The sequence below is a fragment of the Enterobacter cloacae complex sp. P16RS2 genome, assembly GCF_014982155.1.
Taxonomy (GTDB): domain Bacteria; phylum Pseudomonadota; class Gammaproteobacteria; order Enterobacterales; family Enterobacteriaceae; genus Enterobacter; species Enterobacter cloacae_M.
The window spans coordinates 44,377-65,092 of record NZ_JADCKW010000009.1 but is presented as its reverse complement, the minus strand read 5'-3'; the positions used below and the strand labels follow the sequence as shown (position 1 = coordinate 65,092).

General features: G+C 56.4%; 19 protein-coding genes. 4 read left to right on the top strand and 15 right to left on the bottom strand.

Annotated features, from left to right (window positions below; all coding sequences use genetic code 11):
• Nucleotide 1: 1 nt before the first annotated feature.
• The 4 genes from nagK to lolC are packed head-to-tail and all read right to left on the bottom strand — an operon-like array spanning nt 2 to nt 4,104.
• Complete coding sequence (nagK, locus tag INF68_RS05295; protein ID WP_126786206.1) at nt 2-913, bottom strand: N-acetylglucosamine kinase; 912 nt, start codon at nt 911-913, stop codon at nt 2-4.
• Between the two features lie 53 nt (nt 914-966).
• A complete protein-coding gene (gene lolE / locus INF68_RS05290; protein ID WP_032657985.1) occupies nt 967-2,211 on the bottom strand; it encodes a lipoprotein-releasing ABC transporter permease subunit LolE in 1,245 nt (414 codons plus the stop codon).
• Entirely contained in the window at nt 2,211-2,912 is a 702-nt protein-coding gene (gene lolD / locus INF68_RS05285; protein WP_109844458.1) for a lipoprotein-releasing ABC transporter ATP-binding protein LolD, read from the bottom strand. The genes lolE and lolD overlap by 1 nt, the downstream gene beginning before the upstream one ends.
• Entirely contained in the window at nt 2,905-4,104 is a 1,200-nt protein-coding gene (gene lolC, locus INF68_RS05280) for a lipoprotein-releasing ABC transporter permease subunit LolC (RefSeq protein WP_032668182.1), read from the bottom strand. Before lolC ends, lolD begins: the two co-directional genes overlap by 8 nt.
• 257 nt (nt 4,105-4,361) lie before the next feature.
• Between lolC and INF68_RS05275 the strand changes: the two genes are divergently transcribed.
• From INF68_RS05275 to INF68_RS05265, 3 genes are all read left to right on the top strand, one after another.
• Nucleotides 4,362-5,435 carry an acyltransferase family protein gene (locus tag INF68_RS05275; protein WP_126786207.1) on the top strand — a complete coding sequence of 358 codons (1,074 nt, stop codon included), beginning with the start codon at nt 4,362-4,364 and terminating at the stop codon, nt 5,433-5,435.
• A 149-nt stretch (nt 5,436-5,584) separates the two neighbouring features.
• Nucleotides 5,585-9,031, top strand: coding sequence for a transcription-repair coupling factor (gene mfd / locus INF68_RS05270; protein ID WP_023311167.1), 3,447 nt, complete (start codon nt 5,585-5,587; stop codon nt 9,029-9,031).
• 582 nt (nt 9,032-9,613) lie between these two features.
• Complete coding sequence (locus INF68_RS05265) at nt 9,614-10,579, top strand: L,D-transpeptidase family protein (protein ID WP_063440351.1); 966 nt, start codon at nt 9,614-9,616, stop codon at nt 10,577-10,579.
• Nucleotides 10,580-10,653: 74 nt separating this feature from the next.
• Here INF68_RS05265 and bhsA read toward each other — a convergent pair whose 3' ends face one another.
• Nucleotides 10,654-10,911 carry a multiple stress resistance protein BhsA gene (gene bhsA / locus INF68_RS05260; protein WP_032639138.1) on the bottom strand — a complete coding sequence of 86 codons (258 nt, stop codon included), beginning with the start codon at nt 10,909-10,911 and terminating at the stop codon, nt 10,654-10,656.
• 244 nt (nt 10,912-11,155) lie between these two features.
• Between bhsA and INF68_RS05255 the strand changes: the two genes are divergently transcribed.
• Entirely contained in the window at nt 11,156-11,791 is a 636-nt protein-coding gene (locus tag INF68_RS05255) for a TetR/AcrR family transcriptional regulator (protein WP_024909039.1), read from the top strand.
• A 61-nt stretch (nt 11,792-11,852) separates the two neighbouring features.
• Here the strand turns inward: INF68_RS05255 and INF68_RS05250 are convergent, their stop codons facing one another.
• From INF68_RS05250 to INF68_RS05205, 10 genes are all read right to left on the bottom strand, one after another.
• The gene (locus INF68_RS05250) at nt 11,853-12,392 is read right to left on the bottom strand and encodes a glycine zipper 2TM domain-containing protein (RefSeq protein ID WP_126786208.1); all 540 of its coding nucleotides are present in this window, start codon (nt 12,390-12,392) and stop codon (nt 11,853-11,855) included.
• A gap of 193 nt (nt 12,393-12,585) precedes the next feature.
• Nucleotides 12,586-13,890: an NAD(P)/FAD-dependent oxidoreductase gene (locus INF68_RS05245; RefSeq protein WP_047742198.1), complete on the bottom strand. Its 1,305-nt coding sequence runs from the start codon at nt 13,888-13,890 to the stop codon at nt 12,586-12,588.
• 238 nt (nt 13,891-14,128) lie between these two features.
• On the bottom strand, nt 14,129-14,671 hold the full coding sequence (gene ycfP, locus INF68_RS05240; RefSeq protein WP_008500781.1) for an alpha/beta hydrolase YcfP: 543 nt from the start codon (nt 14,669-14,671) through the stop codon (nt 14,129-14,131).
• 34 nt (nt 14,672-14,705) lie between these two features.
• Nucleotides 14,706-15,731: a beta-N-acetylhexosaminidase gene (gene nagZ / locus INF68_RS05235; RefSeq protein WP_023311162.1), complete on the bottom strand. Its 1,026-nt coding sequence runs from the start codon at nt 15,729-15,731 to the stop codon at nt 14,706-14,708.
• Between the two features lie 11 nt (nt 15,732-15,742).
• Nucleotides 15,743-16,567: a thiamine kinase gene (thiK, locus tag INF68_RS05230; RefSeq protein WP_193525275.1), complete on the bottom strand. Its 825-nt coding sequence runs from the start codon at nt 16,565-16,567 to the stop codon at nt 15,743-15,745.
• Entirely contained in the window at nt 16,548-17,195 is a 648-nt protein-coding gene (lpoB, locus tag INF68_RS05225) for a penicillin-binding protein activator LpoB (RefSeq protein ID WP_126786210.1), read from the bottom strand. The genes thiK and lpoB overlap by 20 nt, the downstream gene beginning before the upstream one ends.
• Before the next feature lie 10 nt (nt 17,196-17,205).
• Nucleotides 17,206-17,580, bottom strand: coding sequence for a YcfL family protein (locus INF68_RS05220; RefSeq protein ID WP_023311159.1), 375 nt, complete (start codon nt 17,578-17,580; stop codon nt 17,206-17,208).
• A 1-nt stretch (nt 17,581) separates the two neighbouring features.
• Nucleotides 17,582-17,941 (bottom strand): purine nucleoside phosphoramidase, encoded by a 360-nt coding sequence (gene hinT / locus INF68_RS05215; protein WP_006809243.1) that lies wholly within the window; start codon nt 17,939-17,941, stop codon nt 17,582-17,584.
• A gap of 248 nt (nt 17,942-18,189) precedes the next feature.
• Nucleotides 18,190-19,623, bottom strand: coding sequence for a PTS glucose transporter subunit IIBC (gene ptsG, locus INF68_RS05210; protein ID WP_023311158.1), 1,434 nt, complete (start codon nt 19,621-19,623; stop codon nt 18,190-18,192).
• Nucleotides 19,624-19,920: 297 nt separating this feature from the next.
• Complete coding sequence (locus tag INF68_RS05205; RefSeq protein ID WP_023311157.1) at nt 19,921-20,715, bottom strand: metal-dependent hydrolase; 795 nt, start codon at nt 20,713-20,715, stop codon at nt 19,921-19,923.
• Nucleotide 20,716: the final 1 nt, after the last annotated feature.

The window sequence follows — 20,716 nt, the reverse complement described above, 5'->3', positions numbered from 1 at the left end:
ACTAATCGGTGAGATGAAGGAATGCGGCTCCGCGCATGCCTCCTGCGTCCCCGTGTCGCGCGCGTTCAATACGCGGCACGCGGGCAACCGGCAATAAATGTCGGGGCAAACGCCCGGACAACCGTTCCGTAATCGCGGTAAAGTTTGACAGCCCTCCCCCGATCACCAGCAGATCCGGGTCGACGATAGTGAGAATATTTCCCAGACACACCGCCAGCAGATCCAGATAGCGCTCGACGTGCTCGCGCGCCTGCGCATCCCCTTGCTCCCACAGGGTAATGATTTGAGGGGCCTCAAGTTTCTGATGATAGAAGTGTTCGTAAAGCCATGCAAACCCGCGGCCGGAGAGGTAGTTCTCAATACAGCCGTGCTGGCCGCAGCCGCAGCGGGTCAGCGGAAAATCACGCCCCACCACTTCCAGCGCGTCGACCGGCAGACGGATATGGCCAAATTCGCCGGTGATGTAGCTGCGCCCGGTGATTGGCTTACCGTCGATCACAATCCCCCCGCCGACGCCGGTACCGAGGATCATCCCCATCACCAGCGGATACTGACGGAACTCATCGTCCCAGGCTTCGGAGAGCGCAAAGCAGTTAGCATCATTGTCTAAACGCACGTCGCGTTCAAGGAGAGCAGAGAGATCGGCGCGCAACGGTTTACCGCTGGCGGCAGGCACGTTGGCGGCATACAGCGTGCCGTCGTCGGTTTCGGGCATACCCGGAATGCCGATGCCGACGCTGCCTTTGACGCCAAAGCGTTCATCGGCCTGCGCCACCAGCGCAGCAATCGCGGTTAAAAATTCGTCGTAGCTTTCGCGCGGCGTAGGAACGCGGGTTTCCCACTGTAGTTTGAGGTCTTTATCAAACACGCCGAGCGCAATCTTGGTGCCGCCAATATCAAATCCGTAATACATAACGCATTCCTCTTTTAACCTGGCGGCCCGAAAGCCGCTAGATCATGACGTAATTACTGGCCACTTAATACCCTCGCCGGATCAATTCGGCTTGCGCGACGCGCCGGATACCAGCTTGCCAGCAGACTCAGTAAAAGTGCTGTAACCAGCACATAAAAAACGTCCAGCCAGTGCAGTTCAGACGGCAGGAAGTCAATAAAGTAGATATCACCCGACAGGAACTGGTGGCCGATAAGCTTTTCGATCCCGTTGATAATCGGGGTCAGCTGCAGGGAAACCACCACGCCAATCACCACGCCGCACAGGCTGCCGAACAGCCCCGCCAGCAAACCGTACCAGACGAAGATGGCGCGAATAAGACCGTCTTTCGCCCCCAGCGTACGCAGCACGGCGATGTCGCCGCTCTTGTCCTTGACCGCCATCACCAGCGTCGAGACGATATTAAAGCACGCCACACCAATCACCAGCACCATCGCCAGATACATAATGGCGCGGATCATCTGGATATCACGGTACATATATCCGTAGGTGCCGATCCAGCTTTTGATGTAGACATAGTTATTGGTCACGCTGCCCGCGTCGCGAACCAGCTTGTTGGCGTTAAAGACGTCGTTCACCTTAATGGCAATGCCCGTCACGCTGTCAGCCATGTCGAGATACTGGCGCGCATCCTCCATCGGCACCATCGCAAAGCTGTGATCGAGCTGACCGCTCAGCTGAAGAATACCGGTGACGTGCAGGCGCACGCGCTTAGGCTGCTGCAGCTTGTGGTCGGCGCTGGCGTTCGGGATCATGATTGACACCCAGTCGCCCTGCTTCACCTTCAGGGCATCGGCCACGCCTTTACCCATGATGATCTGCTGCTCGCCGGCCTTAAAGTTGGCCCACGCGCCGTTCTGCACATAGTTTGGCAGCGCGCTGAGGCGCGCTTCCTGGGCAGGGTTAACCCCTTTCACCTGTATGGCGCGCAGGTTGACCCCGCTCTCCACCAGCCCGGTAAAGTTAATATAGGGCGCGGCCGCGGCGATGCCCGGCACCTTTTCGACTTTGGCGAGCGCATCGCTCCAGTTCGTCCACGGCTGGTTAACCGGCTCAATCTCCCCGTGCGGCACCACCGCCAGAATGCGGTTATTCAGCTCGCGCTCAAAGCCGTTCATGGCGCTCAAGCCCACAATCAGCACCGCCACACCGAGCGCAATACCGATGGTCGAGATGACGGAGATCAGCGACACCATGCCGCCGCGACGGCGGCCGCGGCTAAAACGTAAACCGATGAGTAACGATAACGGTGACGCCATTACTCTGCTCCCATCAGGGTCAGTTCCGCGTTCAGATGGCCGTCGCGCATCTCAAGCTGACGCCCCATGCGTTTTGCCAGCTGCAGATCGTGGGTCACCACCAGAAACGCGGTGCCCTGCGAGGCGTTCAGCTCGCCCAGAAGCTGGAATATACTGTCCGCATTGCGGGCATCCAGGTTACCGGTAGGCTCATCCGCCAGCACCAGACGCGGGTTGTTGACCAGCGCGCGGGCAATCGCCACGCGCTGGCGCTCGCCGCCGGAAAGCTCAGAGGGACGATGGTTACCGCGATGGCCCAGGCCTACCGCTTTCAGCATGTCGCTGGCGCGAGCGTTAATTTCTGACGGTTTCTTTTTACCAATCAGCAGCGGCATCGCGACGTTTTCCAGCGCCGTGAAATCCGGCAGCAGGTGGTGGAACTGGTAGATAAAGCCCAGCTCGCGGTTGCGCAGCTCGGCCTTCGCCGCGGAGGACATTTTGCTCATCGGCTGGCCGGAGAAAATCACGTCGCCCTCGGTTGGCGTATCCAGCCCGCCAAGCAGATGCAGCAGCGTACTTTTGCCCGAGCCGGAGCTGCCAACAATCGCCATCATCTCGCCTTCGCCCACGCTGAAGCTCACATTGTGCAGCACGTCGGTTTGCACAGTGCCTTCCTGATAGCGTTTGGACAGGTTGTCGCATTGCAACAGGATCTTATTCATAACGTAAAGCCTCAGCGGGTTGAGTGGCGGCAGCGCGCCAGGAAGGATAAAGCGTAGAAAGCAGCGCAATGGCCATCGCGGCCAGAGCAATACCGACCACCTGCAGCGGCTCGATAGCCACCGGCAGCGCCGCGCCGTCGAGCAGGGCGCCGATGATCGGCATTAAGTTGTTGAGCTGGCTGGCAAGCAGTGCCCCCAGCACGGCACCGAGCAGCGCGCCGATGATGCCTGCGCTGGCCCCCTGCACCATAAACACCGCCATGATCTGGCGCGGCGTGAGCCCCTGGGTTTGCAGAATGGCGACTTCGCCCTGCTTCTCCATTACCATCAGGCCCAGCGAGGTGATGATGTTAAATGCGGCCACGGCCACGATCAGGCTCAGCAGCAGCCCCATCATGTTTTTTTCCATCCGCACGGCCTGGAACAGTTCGCCTTTCCGCTCACGCCAGTCCTGCCATTTGGTACCGTCCGGCAGTTTTTGCTGGCTGAGGGTATCGACCTTCAGCGGCGCATCGAGCCACAGGCGCCAGCCGGTAATATTCCCTGCCGGGTAGCGCATCAGGCGTGAAGCGTCCTGAATGTTAACCAGCATCTGGTAGCCATCGACTTCGCTGTTGGCGGCAAAGGTACCAATCACGTTGAACAGGCGCTGGCTTGGCAGGCGCCCCATCGGCGTAAACTGGCTGGCAGAAGGGACCATCACGCGCAGCTGATCGCCACGGTTGACGCCAAGCTGGCCGGCAAGCTGTTCACCCAGAATCACGTTGTATTTTCCGGCTTCCAGATCGGTCTGCTTCACGTTAACCAGATACGGCGTCAGCGGATCGTTTTGCGCCGGGTCAATACCCAGCATCACGCCGACCGCCACGCTGCGGGCGCTTTGCAGCACCACGTCGCCGGTCGTCAACGGCGCTACGCGCGTGACGCCCTGTAACTTCGCCGCGCTTTCCGGCAGCTGTTGCGGGTTAACCGAACCGTTGGATGATGAAAGAACGGCCTGCGGCATCAGCCCCAGGATATTGTTTTGCAGCTCGCGTTCGAAGCCATTCATGACGGAAAGCACCGTCACCAGTGCCATCACGCCAAGCGTAATGCCAATAGTCGAAAGCCAGGAGACAAAGCGACCGAAGCGGTCCGCGGCGCGCCCACGCATGTAACGTAAGCCTATGAAGAGTGCGACAGGTTGATACATGAAATCCGTCTGTTTGCTGATAGCAGACCCACGAGTATATAAGCGAATCCGTTAAGCGTAAATGACTGAAACAGTAAGCTTTGGTAATCATTCTTCCGAAAAATTCAGATAAATCAGGGTGCTATTGTCTGAATACTCACCTCGCAACCTCCACCTTTTCCGAAAAACCTCCTGATACATACTGTTACCCATTACATCCTGGTGTCGTTTTACAACAATTGCTCGTTCGTTTATGGCAATTAAGGTAGTGGCGAACAATGAAGCAAAAAGCATTATGGATTAACCAGATAAAAGGGCTGTGTATCTGCCTGGTGGTTATCTATCATTCGGTTATCACGTTTTATCCGCATCTGATCGGGCTACAACACCCGCTCTCCGGCCTTCTCGCCAAATGCTGGGTCTATTTTAACCTCTATCTCGCACCGTTTCGTATGCCGGTCTTCTTCTTTATCTCCGGCTATCTGATCCGTCGTTATATTGACGAAGTGGACTGGCGAACCAGTTTCGATAAACGGATCTGGAGCATTCTCTGGGTCCTGGCGCTGTGGGGCCTCCTGCAATGGCAGGCGTTGACCCACCTGAACGCCTGGCTGGCGTCCGAGCGTGAGCTTGCCACCTCGTCGAACGCGGCCTACGCCGACTCGTTCTCAGGCTTTGTGCTGGGGATGATCACCGCCAGCACCAGCCTGTGGTATCTGTATGCTCTGGTGGTCTACTTCACGCTGTGTAAACTGCTGAGCCGCTGGAAGCTGCCGGTACTGGGACTGCTGGCGCTGGCAAGCATCGCGATTAACTTCCTGCCGCTGCCGTGGTGGGGGATGAACAGCGTGGTACGCAACATGATCTACTACAGCCTCGGGGCGTGGTATGGCGCAGAGCTGATGGCGTGGATGAAAAGCGTCAACCTGCGCCGCATCTGGCTGGCAACCGGGGCTTTCGCCGCCGTCTCCGTGGTGCTGTGGTTTGCTAACGTTCCGCTGCTGCTCTCATTGCTGTCGATTGTGCTGATCATGAAGCTGTTCTACAGCCTTGAGCAGCGCTATGCCGTTCACCCGAACAATCTGCTGAACGTGATTGGCTCAAATACCATTGCGATTTATACCACCCACCGCATCCTGATTGAGGCCTTTAGCCTGTTCCTGATTGGCGAAATGAATGCCGCCTCGTGGCCGGTCTGGGCAGAGCTCACCCTGGTGCTGGTCTACCCGTTTGCCAGCCTGTTTATCTGTACCCTTGCCGGGCTCGGGGTGCGTAAGATCTCCACCGCGCTGTTTGGAGACGTTTTCTTCTCTCCTCCGTCTACGCTGACCCTGTCACCTTCAACGCGTTAATGCCCTCTCCGCCCCCGTTTTGGGGGCGTTTAGCCCTGCCGTGCGGTTACGATTTGCTTATGTAAAACGATCGAGGATAATAAAGACATTGCGTATCAGTGATATGCCCCAATACTGTTGGTATATCCATAAGAGACTCTGACATAGCCATGCCTGAACACTATCGTTATTCCTTGCCTGTCAAAGCGGGCGACCAGCGCCAGCTGGGTGAACTCACGGGCGCGGCGTGCGCCACGCTGGTGGCGGAAATCGCCGAGCGTCATCCAGGCCCGGTGATTCTGGTTGCCCCGGATATGCAAAACGCCCTGCGCCTGCACGATGAAATTCGCCAGTTCACCGATAGCCTGGTGTTCAGCCTGGCCGACTGGGAGACGCTGCCGTATGACAGCTTCTCTCCGCATCAGGAGATCATCTCCTCGCGCCTGTCGACGCTCTATCAGCTGCCGACCATGCAGCGCGGCGTGCTGATTGTGCCGGTGAACACCCTGATGCAGCGCGTCTGTCCGCACAGCTATCTGCACGGTCACGCGCTGGTGATGAAAAAAGGCCAGCGCCTGTCCCGTGACGCCCTGCGCGCGCAGCTTGACGGTGCCGGCTATCGCCACGTCGACCAGGTGATGGAGCACGGGGAATACGCCACCCGCGGCGCGCTGCTTGACCTTTACCCGATGGGCAGCGACCAGCCGTATCGTCTGGATTTCTTTGATGATGAAATCGACAGCCTGCGCGTATTCGACGCCGACACGCAGCGCACGCTGGAAGAGGTGGAGTCCATCAATTTACTGCCCGCGCATGAGTTCCCCACGGACAAAACCGCTATTGAACTGTTCCGCAGCCAGTGGCGCGATAAGTTCGAGGTGAAGCGCGACGCGGAACATATTTATCAGCAGGTCAGTAAAGGCACGCTTCCTGCCGGGATCGAATACTGGCAGCCGCTGTTCTTCAACGAGCCGCTGCCTGCCCTGTTCAGCTACTTCCCGGCGAATACGCTGATTGTCAACACCGGGGATATCGACGCCAGCGCCAGCCGCTTTGAGAGCGAAACCCGCGCCCGCTTTGAAAACCGTGGCGTTGACCCAATGCGTCCACTGCTGCCGCCGGAAGCGCTGTGGCTGCGCACCGACGAGCTCAACGCCGAGCTGAAGCGCTGGCCGCGCATGCAGCTGAAAACCGATTCGCTTGCCGATAAGGCCGCCAATACCAACCTCGCCTTCCGGACGCTGCCGGACCTGGCCGTTCAGGCGCAGCAGAAATCCCCGCTGGATAATCTGCGCAAGTTCCTGGAGTCCTTCACCGGCCCGGTGGTGTTCTCCGTTGAGAGTGAAGGCCGCCGTGAAGCGTTAGGTGAACTGCTGGGACGCATTAAGGTGGCGCCGAAGCGCATCCTGCGCCTGAGCGAAGCGACCGGAAACGGTCGTTATCTGATGATTGGCGCCGCCGAGCACGGGTTCATCGATACGCTCAACAACCTGGCGCTGATTTGCGAAAGCGACCTGCTGGGCGAGCGCGTCGCGCGCCGCCGTCAGGACAGCCGTCGGACCATCAACCCGGACACGCTGATCCGTAACCTTGCCGAGCTGCACCCGGGCCAGCCGATTGTTCACCTGGAACACGGCGTTGGGCGCTATCAGGGGATGACCACGCTGGAAGCGGGCGGCATCAAAGGTGAATACCTGATGCTCACCTATGCTAACGACGCCAAACTGTATGTCCCGGTCTCCTCCCTGCATCTGATCAGCCGCTACGCGGGCGGCGCCGAAGAGAATGCGCCGCTGCACAAGCTGGGCGGCGACGCCTGGGCGCGCGCGCGCCAGAAGGCGGCGGAAAAAGTGCGCGACGTGGCGGCCGAGCTGCTGGATATCTACGCCCAGCGCGCGGCTAAACAGGGCTTTGCCTTTAAGCATGATAAAGAACAGTACCAGCTGTTCTGCGACAGCTTCCCGTTTGAAACCACGCCGGATCAGGCCCAGGCCATCAACGCCGTGCTGAGCGACATGTGCCAGCCGCTGGCTATGGACCGCTTAGTCTGCGGCGACGTCGGCTTCGGTAAAACCGAAGTGGCGATGCGCGCCGCCTTCCTTGCGGTCGAAAACAACAAGCAGGTGGCGGTGCTGGTGCCGACCACCCTGCTCGCACAGCAGCACTTCGACAACTTCCGCGACCGTTTCGCCAACTGGCCGGTACGTATCGAGATGCTCTCGCGTTTTCGCAGCACCAAAGAACAGACGCAGATCCTCGAACAGGCAAGCGAAGGCAAAATCGATATTCTTATCGGCACCCACAAGCTGCTGCAAAGCGACGTGAAGTGGAAAGATCTGGGGCTGCTGATCGTCGACGAAGAGCACCGCTTCGGGGTGCGTCATAAAGAGCGCATCAAAGCGATGCGCGCCGACGTCGATATCCTGACCCTGACCGCGACGCCGATCCCGCGAACACTCAACATGGCGATGAGCGGCATGCGCGATCTGTCGATTATTGCCACGCCGCCGGCGCGCCGTCTGGCGGTGAAAACCTTCGTCCGCGAGTACGATAATCTGGTGGTGCGGGAGGCTATTCTGCGTGAGGTGCTGCGTGGAGGTCAGGTCTACTATCTCTATAACGACGTGGAAAACATCCAGAAAGCGGCGGACAGGCTGGCGGAGCTGGTGCCGGAAGCGCGCATCGCTATCGGTCACGGGCAGATGCGCGAGCGCGAGCTGGAACGGGTAATGAACGACTTCCACCACCAGCGCTTTAACGTGCTGGTGTGTACCACCATCATTGAAACCGGGATCGACATTCCGACGGCAAACACCATCATCATTGAGCGTGCGGACCACTTTGGCCTGGCGCAGCTTCACCAGCTGCGCGGCCGCGTCGGGCGTTCGCACCATCAGGCCTACGCCTGGCTGCTGACGCCGCATCCGAAAGCGATGACCACCGACGCGCAAAAGCGTCTGGAAGCCATCGCCTCGCTGGAAGACCTCGGCGCAGGCTTTGCGCTGGCTACGCACGATCTCGAGATCCGCGGTGCCGGCGAGCTGCTGGGTGAAGACCAGAGCGGCTCCATGGAGACCATCGGCTTCTCGCTCTATATGGAGCTGCTGGAAAACGCGGTTGATGCCCTGAAGGCCGGACGCGAGCCGTCGCTGGAAGATCTCACCAGCCAGCAGACCGAGGTAGAGCTGCGTATGCCTTCCCTGCTGCCGGACGATTTTATTCCGGACGTGAATACCCGACTGTCGTTCTACAAGCGCATCGCCAGCGCGAAGAAGGAGAACGAGCTGGAAGAGATTAAGGTGGAGCTGATTGACCGCTTTGGCCTGCTGCCCGATCCGGCGAGAAATTTGCTGGATATCGCGAGGCTGCGCCAGCAGGCGCAAAAGCTGGGGATCCGCAAGCTCGAAGGCAATGAAAAAGGCGGCGTGATTGAATTCGCCGAGAAGAATCACGTCAACCCGATGTGGCTGATCGGCCTGCTGCAAAAACAGCCGCAGCATTTCCGTCTGGATGGTCCAACCCGTCTGAAATTTACCCAGGAGCTGACGGAGCGCAAAACCCGTATGGACTGGGTGCGTAACTTTATGCGCCAGCTGGAAGAGAACGCGATCGCCTGACCTCCATTCCCCTCTTAACTGAGGAATTTCATGTAGTTTATTAACCGGAAGCGATAAAAGTTGCTTCAGGAAAATGAATAGCTTACAGCGACACCCTGGTCCGGCTGTAAATCGCTGAGGCGTTTCCTGCAGGCCGGGGCGAGGCGCAGGGATGCGCCGAGAGGGCGGGCTTTACAGGGATGTTACCTCCGCCCGTCCCCGAAAAGCCGGAAGGAATAAGCCGAAGGTACCGCGTAGCGGCTATTTACCGCCGGGAGCCCGGGTCGCCAGGGTGGTGGCGACTGAGCCACCCTGGCACGTTCACAGGTCATGTCGTTACAGAGTACTAAGGAACATAAAGTGAACGGAATGACCACCAGAGTCGTATGTTCCCCCTCACCCCAGCCCTCTCCCTCAAGGGAGAGGGGGTCGTCCGTGCAGGCATTATTTTATGGGGATCCCTTCCCCTGTTAGCCCGGCGCTACGGGGGGACAATTTACAAACTCTTTGCACTTCACCCGATCTTCCCGACACACCCATTCGCCATAATTATGTTTAACGCCTTATAAAACAATAACCTTATCGTTTACATGGATTATGGTGATGATGACCTCTTCGCGTTTTACTCGCTGGATGACCCTGTTTGCGCTGGCAGCCACCGTCGCGGTTGCGCTTCCCGCTCGGGCAAACACCTGGCCCCTTCCCCCTCCCGGCAGCAATGTCGTGGGCGAAAACCGCTTTCATGTGGTTGAAAATAATGGTGGTTCACTGGAAGCGATTGCCAAAAAATATAACGTCGGTTTTCTGGCCCTGCTGCAGGCGAACCCCGGCGTCGACCCGTATGTCCCGCGCGCGGGCAGCGTACTGACCATCCCGTTACAAACTATCCTGCCGGATGCCCCGCGCGAGGGGATGGTGATAAACCTCGCCGAGCTGCGCCTGTACTATTACCCGCCGGGTAAAAATGAAGTCACCGTCTACCCTATCGGTATTGGTCAGCTGGGCGGCGACACGCTGACGCCAACGATGGTCACCACCGTCTCGGATAAACGCGCGAATCCAACCTGGACCCCGACGGCCAATATTCGTGCCCGTTATAAAGCTCAGGGCATCGATCTTCCAGCCGTGGTGCCGGCAGGTCCGGATAACCCGATGGGACACCACGCGATACGCCTCGCGGCATATGGCGGCGTCTACCTGCTGCACGGAACGAATGCGGACTTTGGCATCGGCATGCGCGTCAGCTCCGGCTGTATTCGTCTGCGCGATGACGATATCAAAACGCTGTTTAACGTCGTTACGCCGGGAACCAAAGTGAATATTATCAATACGCCGATTAAAGTTTCAGAAGAGCCGGGCGGCGTGCGGCTGGTTGAGATTCATCAGCCGTTATCGAAAAACATTGGCGACGATCCGCAGACGCTGCCCATTAACCTGAATGCCGCGATGGTAAGCTTCAAAACGAATGCGAATACCAACAGCGTGGTGATGGAGCGCGCGATGGAAGCCCGGTCAGGTATGCCGACCGATGTCACCCGGCATCACGATGTCGTCCAGCAGTCGATGTAAATCAGAAATAAAAAACGCCCTGCTGAGCAGGGCGTTTTTTATTGCAGTGGCATAAATGAGGGTTTATGCCCGGCTTATTTGTAGATAACCGCCGTGCCGTGCAGGGTGTTAGGACCGGTCACAGAGGTGATGCGGTAAGATTTTGCACCCATCTCTTGCGCTTTTTGTGCCAGCTGATCTTCCAGGGAACTCAGGTTAGTACCGGCAGAGGCAGAGATTGTCCCGACTTTATGCTGGTCAGCAGGGGTGGATTGCACTTGTACAGCAGCAAAGCTTGCGAAAGAGAGTGAACTCAGAACAGCAGCAGCGATGAGGGTTTTTACGTTTTTCATGATGTTTACCTTTAGCAGATGAATTTGGAGGTCGTTAATCATTTAGTTAACGATCGATAGGTAAATCATAAACGTGATCCAGGTCACGCGTCAACATAATTTTATAACGACCATTAACTTAATTTTAAAATTGTTATTTTTCATACATATATGATTAATTTATTTTTAAGCATTCTGCGCTGGTGGTGGGTTGCGTTTATTTTTATAATGGTCATTCACCAAACCAACAGAGGACCAACGGCAAATGACAACCGATGTCACGAGTTGTGCGAAGAAAAGCCGTGGCCGACCAAAAGTGTTTGACAGGGATGCAGCGCTTGATAAGGCCATGACTCTCTTCTGGCAACATGGGTATGAAGCAACCTCGCTTTCCGATCTGGTAGAAGCTACCGGAGCCAAAGCGCCGACGCTGTATGCCGAATTTACCAATAAAGAGGGGCTGTTCAGGGCGGTGCTGGACAGATACATTTCGCGCTTTGCGGCGAAACACGAAGCCCAGCTGTTCTGCGAAGAGAAAAGCGTTGAACAGGCGCTTCGGGACTATTTCACCGCCGTCGCGACCTGCTTCACCAGTAAAGAGACGCCTGCGGGCTGCTTTATGATTAACACCTCTGCCACCCTGGCGGCGTCCTCGAAAGAGATTGCCAATACGGTGAAATCGCGTCATGCGATGCAGGAGGAGACGCTGAGCGCCTTTCTGGCACAGCGCCAGCAGCGCGGTGAAATCCCTGCGCAGTGCAACCCTCAGCTGCTGGCACAATACCTGAGCTGTATTTTGCAGGGGATGTCGATCAGCGCCCGTGAAGGGGCAACGCTGGAAAAACTGCAGAATATTAGCGAAACCACGCTGCGGCTGTGGCCTGAGCTACTCAAAATCTGAAGCAAAAAAAAAAGCTCCTCAGCCTGAGCGCATGAGGAGCTAAATTCAGAGAACATCTTTTTTACACTTTGTTATTCAGAACCAGCTGGCCGTTTCCATCGAGCGGAATTTGCGTGCCCGGGTCTTTATCCATGCGGATTTTGCCCTGCTGATCGCCAATTTTGTACGTCACGTCATAACCCAGCATTTTTTCCGACTTGTCATAGACGGTTTTGCAGCGTTGCTGAGTCGTGGTGTAGGTATCGTTATCCTGCATCGCACCCTGCACCTGGTTACCGGCATAGCCGCCACCCAGCGCGCCGACCACGGTCGCTACGTCTTTACCCCGGCCGCCGCCAAACTGGTGACCAATCACGCCACCCGCTACCGCACCCAGAAAAGAACCGGCAATGCGGTTTTCATCCTGCACCGGACGACGGTGCGTCACGGAAACGTTGCGGCACTCCTGACGAGGGGTTTTTACGGTTTCTTTAATCGGTGTAGCAGAAACCACCTGTGCATACTGCGGGCCGCGATCTAATACGTTGAGACTGGCAACGGCAGCCACACCTAACGCAGCTGCGACGCCAATCCCTATACCCGCCAACATTGATTTATTCACGGGACTTCCTCCTTTGTTGCTATTGGTAACAATTTTGCAATGGAGGCACGGCTTCGCCAATAAGATAAAGGATCAAAAAAGGAGCGTAGAGAGGAGATATATTGTATTTAGGAGAACTCTTAAGCAGTCAAACTGTGATCTACAGCATGAAATGCTAAAAACTCCCTCCGGAGGGCCCGGAGGGAGTGAAAGATTAGTGCAGCTTCAGACGCGGACGGATCACGCGGTTGATTCTGCCCACCAGCATCATCAGCCCGGTTTTGAAGTAGCCGTGCAGCGCAATCTGGTGCATGCGGTACAGGGAGATATACACGAAGCGGGCAATGCGCCCTTCTACCATCATTGAGCCGCGCATCAGGTTGCCCATCAGGCTGCCGACGGTAGAGAAGTTTGACAGCGACACCAGTGAACCGTGGTCTTTGTAGACATAGGCTTTCATTGGCTTGCCTTTGTACTGCGCCAGAATGTTGTGCAGCACCAGGCTTGCCATCTGGTGAGCGGCCTGCGCGCGCGGCGGCACGAATCCACCTTCAGGACGCGCGCAGGAGGCACAGTCACCGATGGCAAAGATTTCAGGATCGCGCGTGGTTTGCAGCGTTGGCTCGGTTACCAGCTGGTTAATGCGGTTGGTTTCCAGACCGCCGATCTCTTTCATAAAGTCAGGCGCTTTGATACCTGCCGCCCAGACCATCAGATCCGCTTTGATATACTCGCCGTCTTTGGTATGCAGGCCGCCTTCGTCGGCGCTGGTCACCATGGTCTGCGTCAGCACCCGCACGCCCAATTTGGTGAGCTCATTGTGCGCCGCACCGGAAATACGCGGAGGCAGCGCAGGCAGGATGCGTTCACCGGCTTCAACCAGCGTGACGTTCAGCGCTTCGTTAGTTAACCCTTTATAACCGTAGCTGTGCAGCTGTTTCACCGCATTGTGCAGCTCCGCTGACAGCTCAACGCCCGTCGCGCCGCCGCCGACAATAGCGATATTCACCTTACCGTTCGCACCCATATTGCTGGTGTACTTCAGGAACAGGTTCAGCATTTCCTGATGGAAACGACGCGCCTGGTGCGGGTTATCGAGGAAGATACAGTGCTCTTTCACCCCCGGCGTGTTGAAGTCGTTGGAGGTACTGCCCAGCGCCATGACCAGCGTGTCGTACGCCAGTTTACGCTCGGGAACCAGCAGATCCCCTTTCTCATCGCGCAGCTCTGCCAGGGTGATCGTTTTGCTTTCACGGTTGATGTCCACCACCGAGCCCAGCTGGAACTGGAAATGATGGTTGCGCGCGTGCGCCAGATAGCTGAGCGCGTCCACGCCCTCATCCAGAGAACCGGTCGCCACTTCGTGCAGCAGCGGTTTCCACAGGTGGCTGTGGTTACGATCCACCAGCGTGATTTTGGCTTTTTTACCGCGCCCCAGCTTCTTACCCAACTGTGTCGCCAGCTCCAGCCCGCCAGCACCACCGCCTACAATCACTATCTTTTTCAATGGCGTAGTCAACGTGACCCCCTCAAATTATTAACCAATTGTTAATTAAAAGTTATAAAAATAACCCTTAATTAACAACAGGTTACAGCACTGAAACCATTCAGGTGCATTGAGAATACCACGTCAGGCGCATTGGTCATACCAAAATTGATATGCATCAAGTTTTGATGGCTTAAAAGTAGACAATTCTGGTCAAAAAGAAAGCCCGGTACGCTTTCGCGGCCGGGCTTTGATGCATGCGGGTAATTGATTAACCCAGCGTTTTAAACGCTTTGATACGCTGCAGATGCGGAGAGATGTTTTTGAACTTGTGGGTCTGTTCTTCGTCCCAGACGATCTCATAGTAATGATGCAGGAGCTCGGCTGCACGATGGCTGTTGAGCGCTTCATCATTACGCGAAAGGATCACCAGGCAGCGGTCGCGATTTTTCTCACGGAAGTTGCTCACGCACTTGGTCGCAATATCGACATACTCTTCCGGGCGGTCAATTTTGCCTTCCATGTTCTCGTTCGGGAACAGATTAGGATTGAACACCACCTGGCGAATGTCGCACAGGAAGCCAATCCGCTCCGCCCAGTAGCCGCCCAGCCCCACGCCGCAAATCAACGGGCGATCGTCGACGTTGAGCTGCAGCATCTTGTCCACCTCTTTGAGCAGATGCTGCATATCATGCTTCGGATGGCGCGTGCTGTAGCTGATCAACCGTACATCCGGATCGATAAACTGCAGCTGCAGCACCTTCTCATGATTACCAGGACTGTTTGAGTCAAAACCGTGTAAATAGATGATCATCGTCTTCTCACCACGCTACGCCTTCCGGGAGGGTTTACAGGCTGGCTTTATGTGCCTGCCAGCGCTCATTCAGGTCTTCAAGCCGGGCGTTGACCGTCTTCCAGCGCGCCGAATCCATCAGCTCCTGACGGCTAAATGAACCTTTATGATACAATTGTGTAACACGCTCTGCATTGATCGGCGACAGGTTATCCAGCACGCTAACGGCACCTTTACGATTATTGCAGACGAGGATCATATCGCAACCCGCATCCAGCGATGCCTGACCGCGTTCAGCGTAGCTGCCCATGATCGCGGCCCCTTCCATCGACAAATCGTCAGAGAAAATCACGCCGTTGAAGCCCAGCTCCTGACGCAGAACGGTTTTCAGCCAGTGCGGAGAGCCGCTGGCAGGACGCGGGTCGACGTCGCTGTAAATCACGTGCGCGGGCATAATGGCATCCAGCTTGTTATCGGTGATAAGCGACTGGAAAACCGACATATCTTTGGCGCGAATCTCCGCTTCCGGGCGCGGATCGCGCGGCGTCTCTTTGTGGGAATCGGCCGTCACCGCCCCGTGACCCGGGAAGTGCTTCCCGGTGGTTTTCATCCCTGCGTCGTGCATGCCGTCGATGAACCGGGTGGCCATTGCCAGCGCAATACGCGGGTCTTCATGGTATGAGCGCTCGCCAATGGCAGCGCTGATATGCCCTACATCCAGCACCGGGGCAAAGCTGATGTCGATATCCATGGCAATCATTTCGCTGGCCATCAGCCAGCCGGCCTCCTGCGCCAGTTTTCCACCCTCTTCTGTGCCGAGCAGCGCGGCAAATGACTGGGCTGCCGGGAGACGGGTAAAACCGTCGCGAAAACGCTGCACGCGCCCGCCTTCCTGATCGACGGCCACCACCAGATGATTGCGCGATGCGGCGCGGATCTGACGCACCAGCTCACGCAGCTGCGCCGGATCGTGATAGTTGCGGGTAAACAGGATCAGTCCACCCACCAGCGGATGCGCCAGAATTTCACGCTCCTCCGCATCCAGCTCAAACCCTTCTACATCCAACATGACTGGACCCACATCCACCTCTCTTATCCTTTAGTTTGTAACTGACGCCAGGCATCGTCTGCCAGCGCAATAAATTGTTTGTCTCTGGACTGCCGATAGCGCATTTCAAACCAGCCAGCCATTAACATGACGACCCAGGGCCGCCAGCGTTTGACCTGACGCCTCAGCGCGTCGGGATCAATATGTGCCATCCGGGCGTAGCCCCTGATGAGCATCTGCCGCGCGGCTTCACTCTCTGTCCAGACTGCCGCCAGCTCCAGCGCCACATCGCCATCTCCCGCATATTCCCAGTCGATAAGCCTGATGCCTGCTGGCGTATGAACAATATTCCCGGCATGAACATCCATATGCAACGGCGCGAGCCGAATCGGCTGCGGCTCGCCCGTTTTACGCAGCCGCTTAAGACGTGCCAGCCACACTGGAGTACGTCTGTCTGGCAGGGCTTGCTGCCAGTAATGTTCCAGTAGAGGGAATAACGTCGTTCGCCACCCCAGTCGTGGCTGCCGGTGCAGATGATACAGCATCGCCGCAAGCTCAGGCGTGTCCGGCAGCTCGCTTTTAACTTCACCTTCCAGATAGTCCACGGCCATCCAGCCCTGTCTGAAAAAACGAGGGGTAGGTACGAGATCCGCCGGAAGACGTCTCAGGGCACGAAACTGACGACGAAAATGAGAGGCAGGAGCAGAGGGGTCGTGATTTTGCCGCAAGACCAGCCGTCGTTCGCCCTGCTCTATAATGCAACTCGCGCCGCCAAGCCCGGAATGGGCCTGCGGCGCGATAAGGCGGTACTGAGGAAAATAGCGCGTCAGAATCCCTTCACGCGTGCTGTCATTGTTGCGTAACCGCACCTTTACCTGACCAGATAATTTCGCCTGTCTGAACCAGCATCAGCTGCATCTGCAGGGCTGGGGTATTCACGTTACCGGTGGCGTTAGAGTACAGCACATACTGTGCGCCAACGTTACGGGCAATGCCGATCGCCTTGCTGCGGGTGCCGAGGCTATCCTGCGGCGACAGGCCCAGCTGCTGTTTGGCGACGGCGAGCTGCTGAGCCGAGACCAGCGTAAACTTGCCGTTGTTAGCCAGAGCATTACGCAGGGTTTCCGTCGCTTCACCCGCGTTCAGCGAACCGTTGGTACGGTTGTTGACGCTGTCGACCAGCAACACGCTGCCCGCCGTCACGCCCTGCGCCTGCAGCATTTTGCCTACCATCGGCTGCATTGCCCCGTTCCAGTCGTAATGGCGCACGCGCGGCGTGGGCTGTGACGTCTGGTCCGGATGTTCAATCGGGCCTGGCTGCGCCGGAATAGCCGGTACAGACGGCACGGTTGGCTGCTGCTGCGTTGGCGGCGTCGGCTGTTCAGTACCCGGTTTAGCCTCTTCCACAGGCGCAGGCTGTTCAGTTCGGGTCACACACCCTGCGAGAAACAGAGCGAAAGCTGTCACGAGCGCATAGCGGCTCAAATTTTTAATCAAGGTTCACCCCTCAGAGATAAAGATAAAGTCTCACCTTATGCGCACCCAGATAGTTGGCGCTGCCATAGAGCGTTACCGACGACCTGGCCGGAATGGTGACGCTGCGCGGCGCCTCCAGCGGATGCATTTCAAGACCTCTTACGTCATACCAGAAAAAACGGTAGTGGACCGTCACTGGTTCATGTCTTTCATTAAAGAGCGTAGAGGAGGCAGATGAGTTGATTTCGCTGATGGTCAACGCGGGCTGTTGCGCCGTAATACCCGCGGCAAGCACGGAGGACTCCATGACCAGCGTCTGTTCATCATTCACGGGGATCGCCGGACGCGAGCTGCACCCCACAATCATCATCGCCATTACCAGCGCTGCAATACGCCCTTTCAGCATGTCAAAGACCTTTATGTGCCAGCATCGGCCCCAGAGGACGACCACCCAGCAGATGCATGTGAATATGATAAACTTCCTGACCACCATGGCGGTTGCAGTTCATGATCAGACGGTAACCGTCTTCTGCAATCCCTTCCTGTTCAGCGATTTTGGCAGCCACCGTCAGCATACGACCTAACGCCACTTCATGCTCGGTTTTTACGTCGTTTACAGTCGGAATCAGAATATTGGGAATGATAAGGATGTGCGTCGGAGCCTGAGGGGAAATGTCCCGGAAAGCCGTCACCAGTTCATCCTGATAGACGATATCTGACGGAATTTCGCGGCGGATAATTTTACTGAAAATCGTTTCTTCAGCCATGACCTTTTCCTTTTTTGTTTAATCTGGCGCAATGCGTCCGCTGTAAACACACTCCCGGGGTTCGGTGTGTGACACAATCCAAGAGTATGAGCGAGTTTCTCCTGTCCTTTCAACCTCCTCCCTCGATTTCTTTCCTGAATGTTCATCAGCTGACTGAAGAGTGACCGCTCTCGCGTCTCAGTGGCGTTTTTTAAGACACAAATAAAAAAGGCAGCCATTCGGCTGCCTTAGTCTCCCCAGGTCACAACTTAGTTGCTGCGGATGTACTCATCCATTTCGGTTTTCAGGTTATCGGATTTGGTACCGAAGATTGCCTGTACACCAGAACCTGCAACAACTACGCCCGCTGCGCCCAGTTTTTTCAGACCCGGCTGGTCTACTTTCGCTACGTCGGCAACGCTCACACGCAGACGAGTGATGCACGCGTCCAGGTTAGTGATGTTCTCTTTACCGCCGAACGCTGCGACCAGTGCCGGAGCCATTTCGCTGGTCGCGCCAGCTTTGCTGTCTTCTGTCGCATCTTCACGACCCGGAGTTTTCAGGTCCAGTGCTTTAATCAGCACGCGGAAGATGGTGTAGTAAACGACGGCATAGCACGCACCCACGATTGGGAACAGCCACAGTTTGCTGCTGTTACCGGACAGAACGATGAAGTCGATCAGACCGTGAGAGAAGGACGTACCGTCACGCATACCCAGCAGGATACAGATTGGGAACGCCAAGCCCGCCAGAATCGCGTGGATAACGTACAGGATCGGCGCAACGAACATGAAGGAGAACTCGATCGGCTCGGTGATACCGGTCAGGAACGAGGTCAGCGCTGCGGAGATCATGATACCGCCCACTTTTGCACGGTTCTCTGGCTTAGCAGAGTGCCAGATAGCAATCGCCGCGGCCGGCAGACCGTACATTTTGAACAGGAAGCCACCAGACAGTTTACCTGCAGTTGGGTCGCCCGCCATATAACGTGGGATATCGCCGTGGAATACCTGGCCTGCTGCGTTGGTGAATTCACCAATCTGCATCTGGAATGGAACGTTCCAGATGTGGTGCAGACCGAATGGCACCAGGCAACGCTCGATGAAGCCGTAGATACCAAACGCCACAACCGGGTTCTGGTAAGCAGCCCACTGAGAGAAGGTCTGGATAGCAGAGCCGATTGGTGGCCAGATGAAGGACAGGATCACGCCAGTGAAAATCGCTGCCAGACCAGAGATGATCGGAACGAAACGCTTGCCCGCGAAGAAGCCCAGATACTCAGGCAGCTTGATGCGATAGAAGCGGTTAAACATATACGCTGCAATCGCACCGGAGATGATACCGCCCAGAACACCGGTGTCCGCCAGGTGTTTCGCGGCGATCTCTTCTGCCGGTAAATGCAGAACCAGCGGCGCAACCACAGCCATGGTTTTCACCATGATGCCGTAGGCAACCACTGCAGCCAGCGCAGAAACGCCGTCGTTATTGGTGAAGCCCAGAGCCACACCGATCGCGAAGATCAGTGGCATGTTAGCAAAGACAGAACCGCCTGCTTCGGCCATCACGTGGGACACTACGGCTGGCAGCCAGCTGAAGTTAGCAGAACCGACACCCAGCAGGATACCTGCGATAGGCAGTACGGATACTGGCAGCATCAGCGATTTACCGACCTTTTGCAGGTTAGCAAATGCATTCTTAAACATAATTGAGAGTGCTCCTGAGTATTTGTGCTTTTTTTACGCTTTCACGCATTGGCCCGGGGGGAGTACCGTGCCGTGGACAGGACATCTAAGCGCCCTTTATTTATTACACAGAGTAAAATAATTCCCTCTGAGTTTGTTTGACGGCTATCACGTTTCAGCTTAAGGCGGTCGAAAAACTTTCAGTTATTTACAAAAAGCATGTCCGGATGTGTCTAAATACACACTCACCGCCCCAAATGAGGCGGTGAACTTTACTCGCTTTACTTATTAATTACGAGCCTAAAAAAAACAGGTGTATCAGACAGATTGCAGGCGGGCGGGGTCGATATGGAACAGCGTGGAGAAGTTTTCCGTCGTCACACGGGCCAGCTCATCGATGCTGACGCCCTTCAGTACGGCCATGTACTCAGCCACGTCTCTCGTCATAGCGGGCTGGTTCTCTTTACCGCGATGCGGTACCGGTGCCAGGTACGGAGAATCCGTCTCCACCAGAATGCGATCGAGCGGAACATAACGTGCAGCATCACGCAGCTGCTCAGCGTTACGGAACGTCACGATCCCCGAAAACGAGATATAAAACCCCAAATCAAGCAGCTTCCCCGCCGTTTCTCTGTCTTCTGTGAAACAGTGTAGTACGCCACCGCAATCCGTCACCTTTTCTTCCCGGAGGATAGCCAGGGTATCCGCGCGCGCATCGCGGGTGTGGACGATAACCGGCTTGTTCAGTTCCCGGCCAATGCGAATATGGTTGCGGAAGGACTCCTGCTGGCGCGGTTTGGTTTCCGGCGTGTAAAAATAGTCCAGCCCGGTCTCGCCCATCGCCACCACGCCCTCTTCGGCTGCCAGTCGGCGCAGATCCTCAACGTCGTAGGCCTCGTCCTGATTCAACGGATGTACGCCGCAGGAGAACACCACGTTATCGCGAACGCCCACCAGCTCACGCATGGAGCGATAGCCCGGCAGCGTCGTCGCCACCGCAAGACAGAATTTCACATCGCGGGCAGCGGCTTTTGCCAGCACGTCATCCACGTTTTTGTGCAGGGATTGATAATCCAGGCCATCAAGATGGCAGTGTGAGTCGACTAAAAACATA

What these genes read in the sequence shown, in the direction of transcription:
- nagK (WP_126786206.1), bottom strand. Translation starts at nt 913, where the DNA reads ATGTATTACGGATTTGATATTGGCGGCACCAAGATTGCGCTCGGCGTG.
- lolE (WP_032657985.1), bottom strand. Translation starts at nt 2,211, where the DNA reads ATGGCGTCACCGTTATCGTTACTCATCGGTTTACGTTTTAGCCGCGGC.
- lolD (WP_109844458.1), bottom strand. Translation starts at nt 2,912, where the DNA reads ATGAATAAGATCCTGTTGCAATGCGACAACCTGTCCAAACGCTATCAG.
- lolC (WP_032668182.1), bottom strand. Translation starts at nt 4,104, where the DNA reads ATGTATCAACCTGTCGCACTCTTCATAGGCTTACGTTACATGCGTGGG.
- INF68_RS05275 (WP_126786207.1), top strand. Translation starts at nt 4,362, where the DNA reads ATGAAGCAAAAAGCATTATGGATTAACCAGATAAAAGGGCTGTGTATC.
- mfd (WP_023311167.1), top strand. Translation starts at nt 5,585, where the DNA reads ATGCCTGAACACTATCGTTATTCCTTGCCTGTCAAAGCGGGCGACCAG.
- INF68_RS05265 (WP_063440351.1), top strand. Translation starts at nt 9,614, where the DNA reads ATGATGACCTCTTCGCGTTTTACTCGCTGGATGACCCTGTTTGCGCTG.
- bhsA (WP_032639138.1), bottom strand. Translation starts at nt 10,911, where the DNA reads ATGAAAAACGTAAAAACCCTCATCGCTGCTGCTGTTCTGAGTTCACTC.
- INF68_RS05255 (WP_024909039.1), top strand. Translation starts at nt 11,156, where the DNA reads ATGACAACCGATGTCACGAGTTGTGCGAAGAAAAGCCGTGGCCGACCA.
- ycfP (WP_008500781.1), bottom strand. Translation starts at nt 14,671, where the DNA reads ATGATCATCTATTTACACGGTTTTGACTCAAACAGTCCTGGTAATCAT.
- INF68_RS05220 (WP_023311159.1), bottom strand. Translation starts at nt 17,580, where the DNA reads ATGCTGAAAGGGCGTATTGCAGCGCTGGTAATGGCGATGATGATTGTG.
- hinT (WP_006809243.1), bottom strand. Translation starts at nt 17,941, where the DNA reads ATGGCTGAAGAAACGATTTTCAGTAAAATTATCCGCCGCGAAATTCCG.
- ptsG (WP_023311158.1), bottom strand. Translation starts at nt 19,623, where the DNA reads ATGTTTAAGAATGCATTTGCTAACCTGCAAAAGGTCGGTAAATCGCTG.
- INF68_RS05205 (WP_023311157.1), bottom strand. Translation starts at nt 20,715, where the DNA reads ATGTTTTTAGTCGACTCACACTGCCATCTTGATGGCCTGGATTATCAA.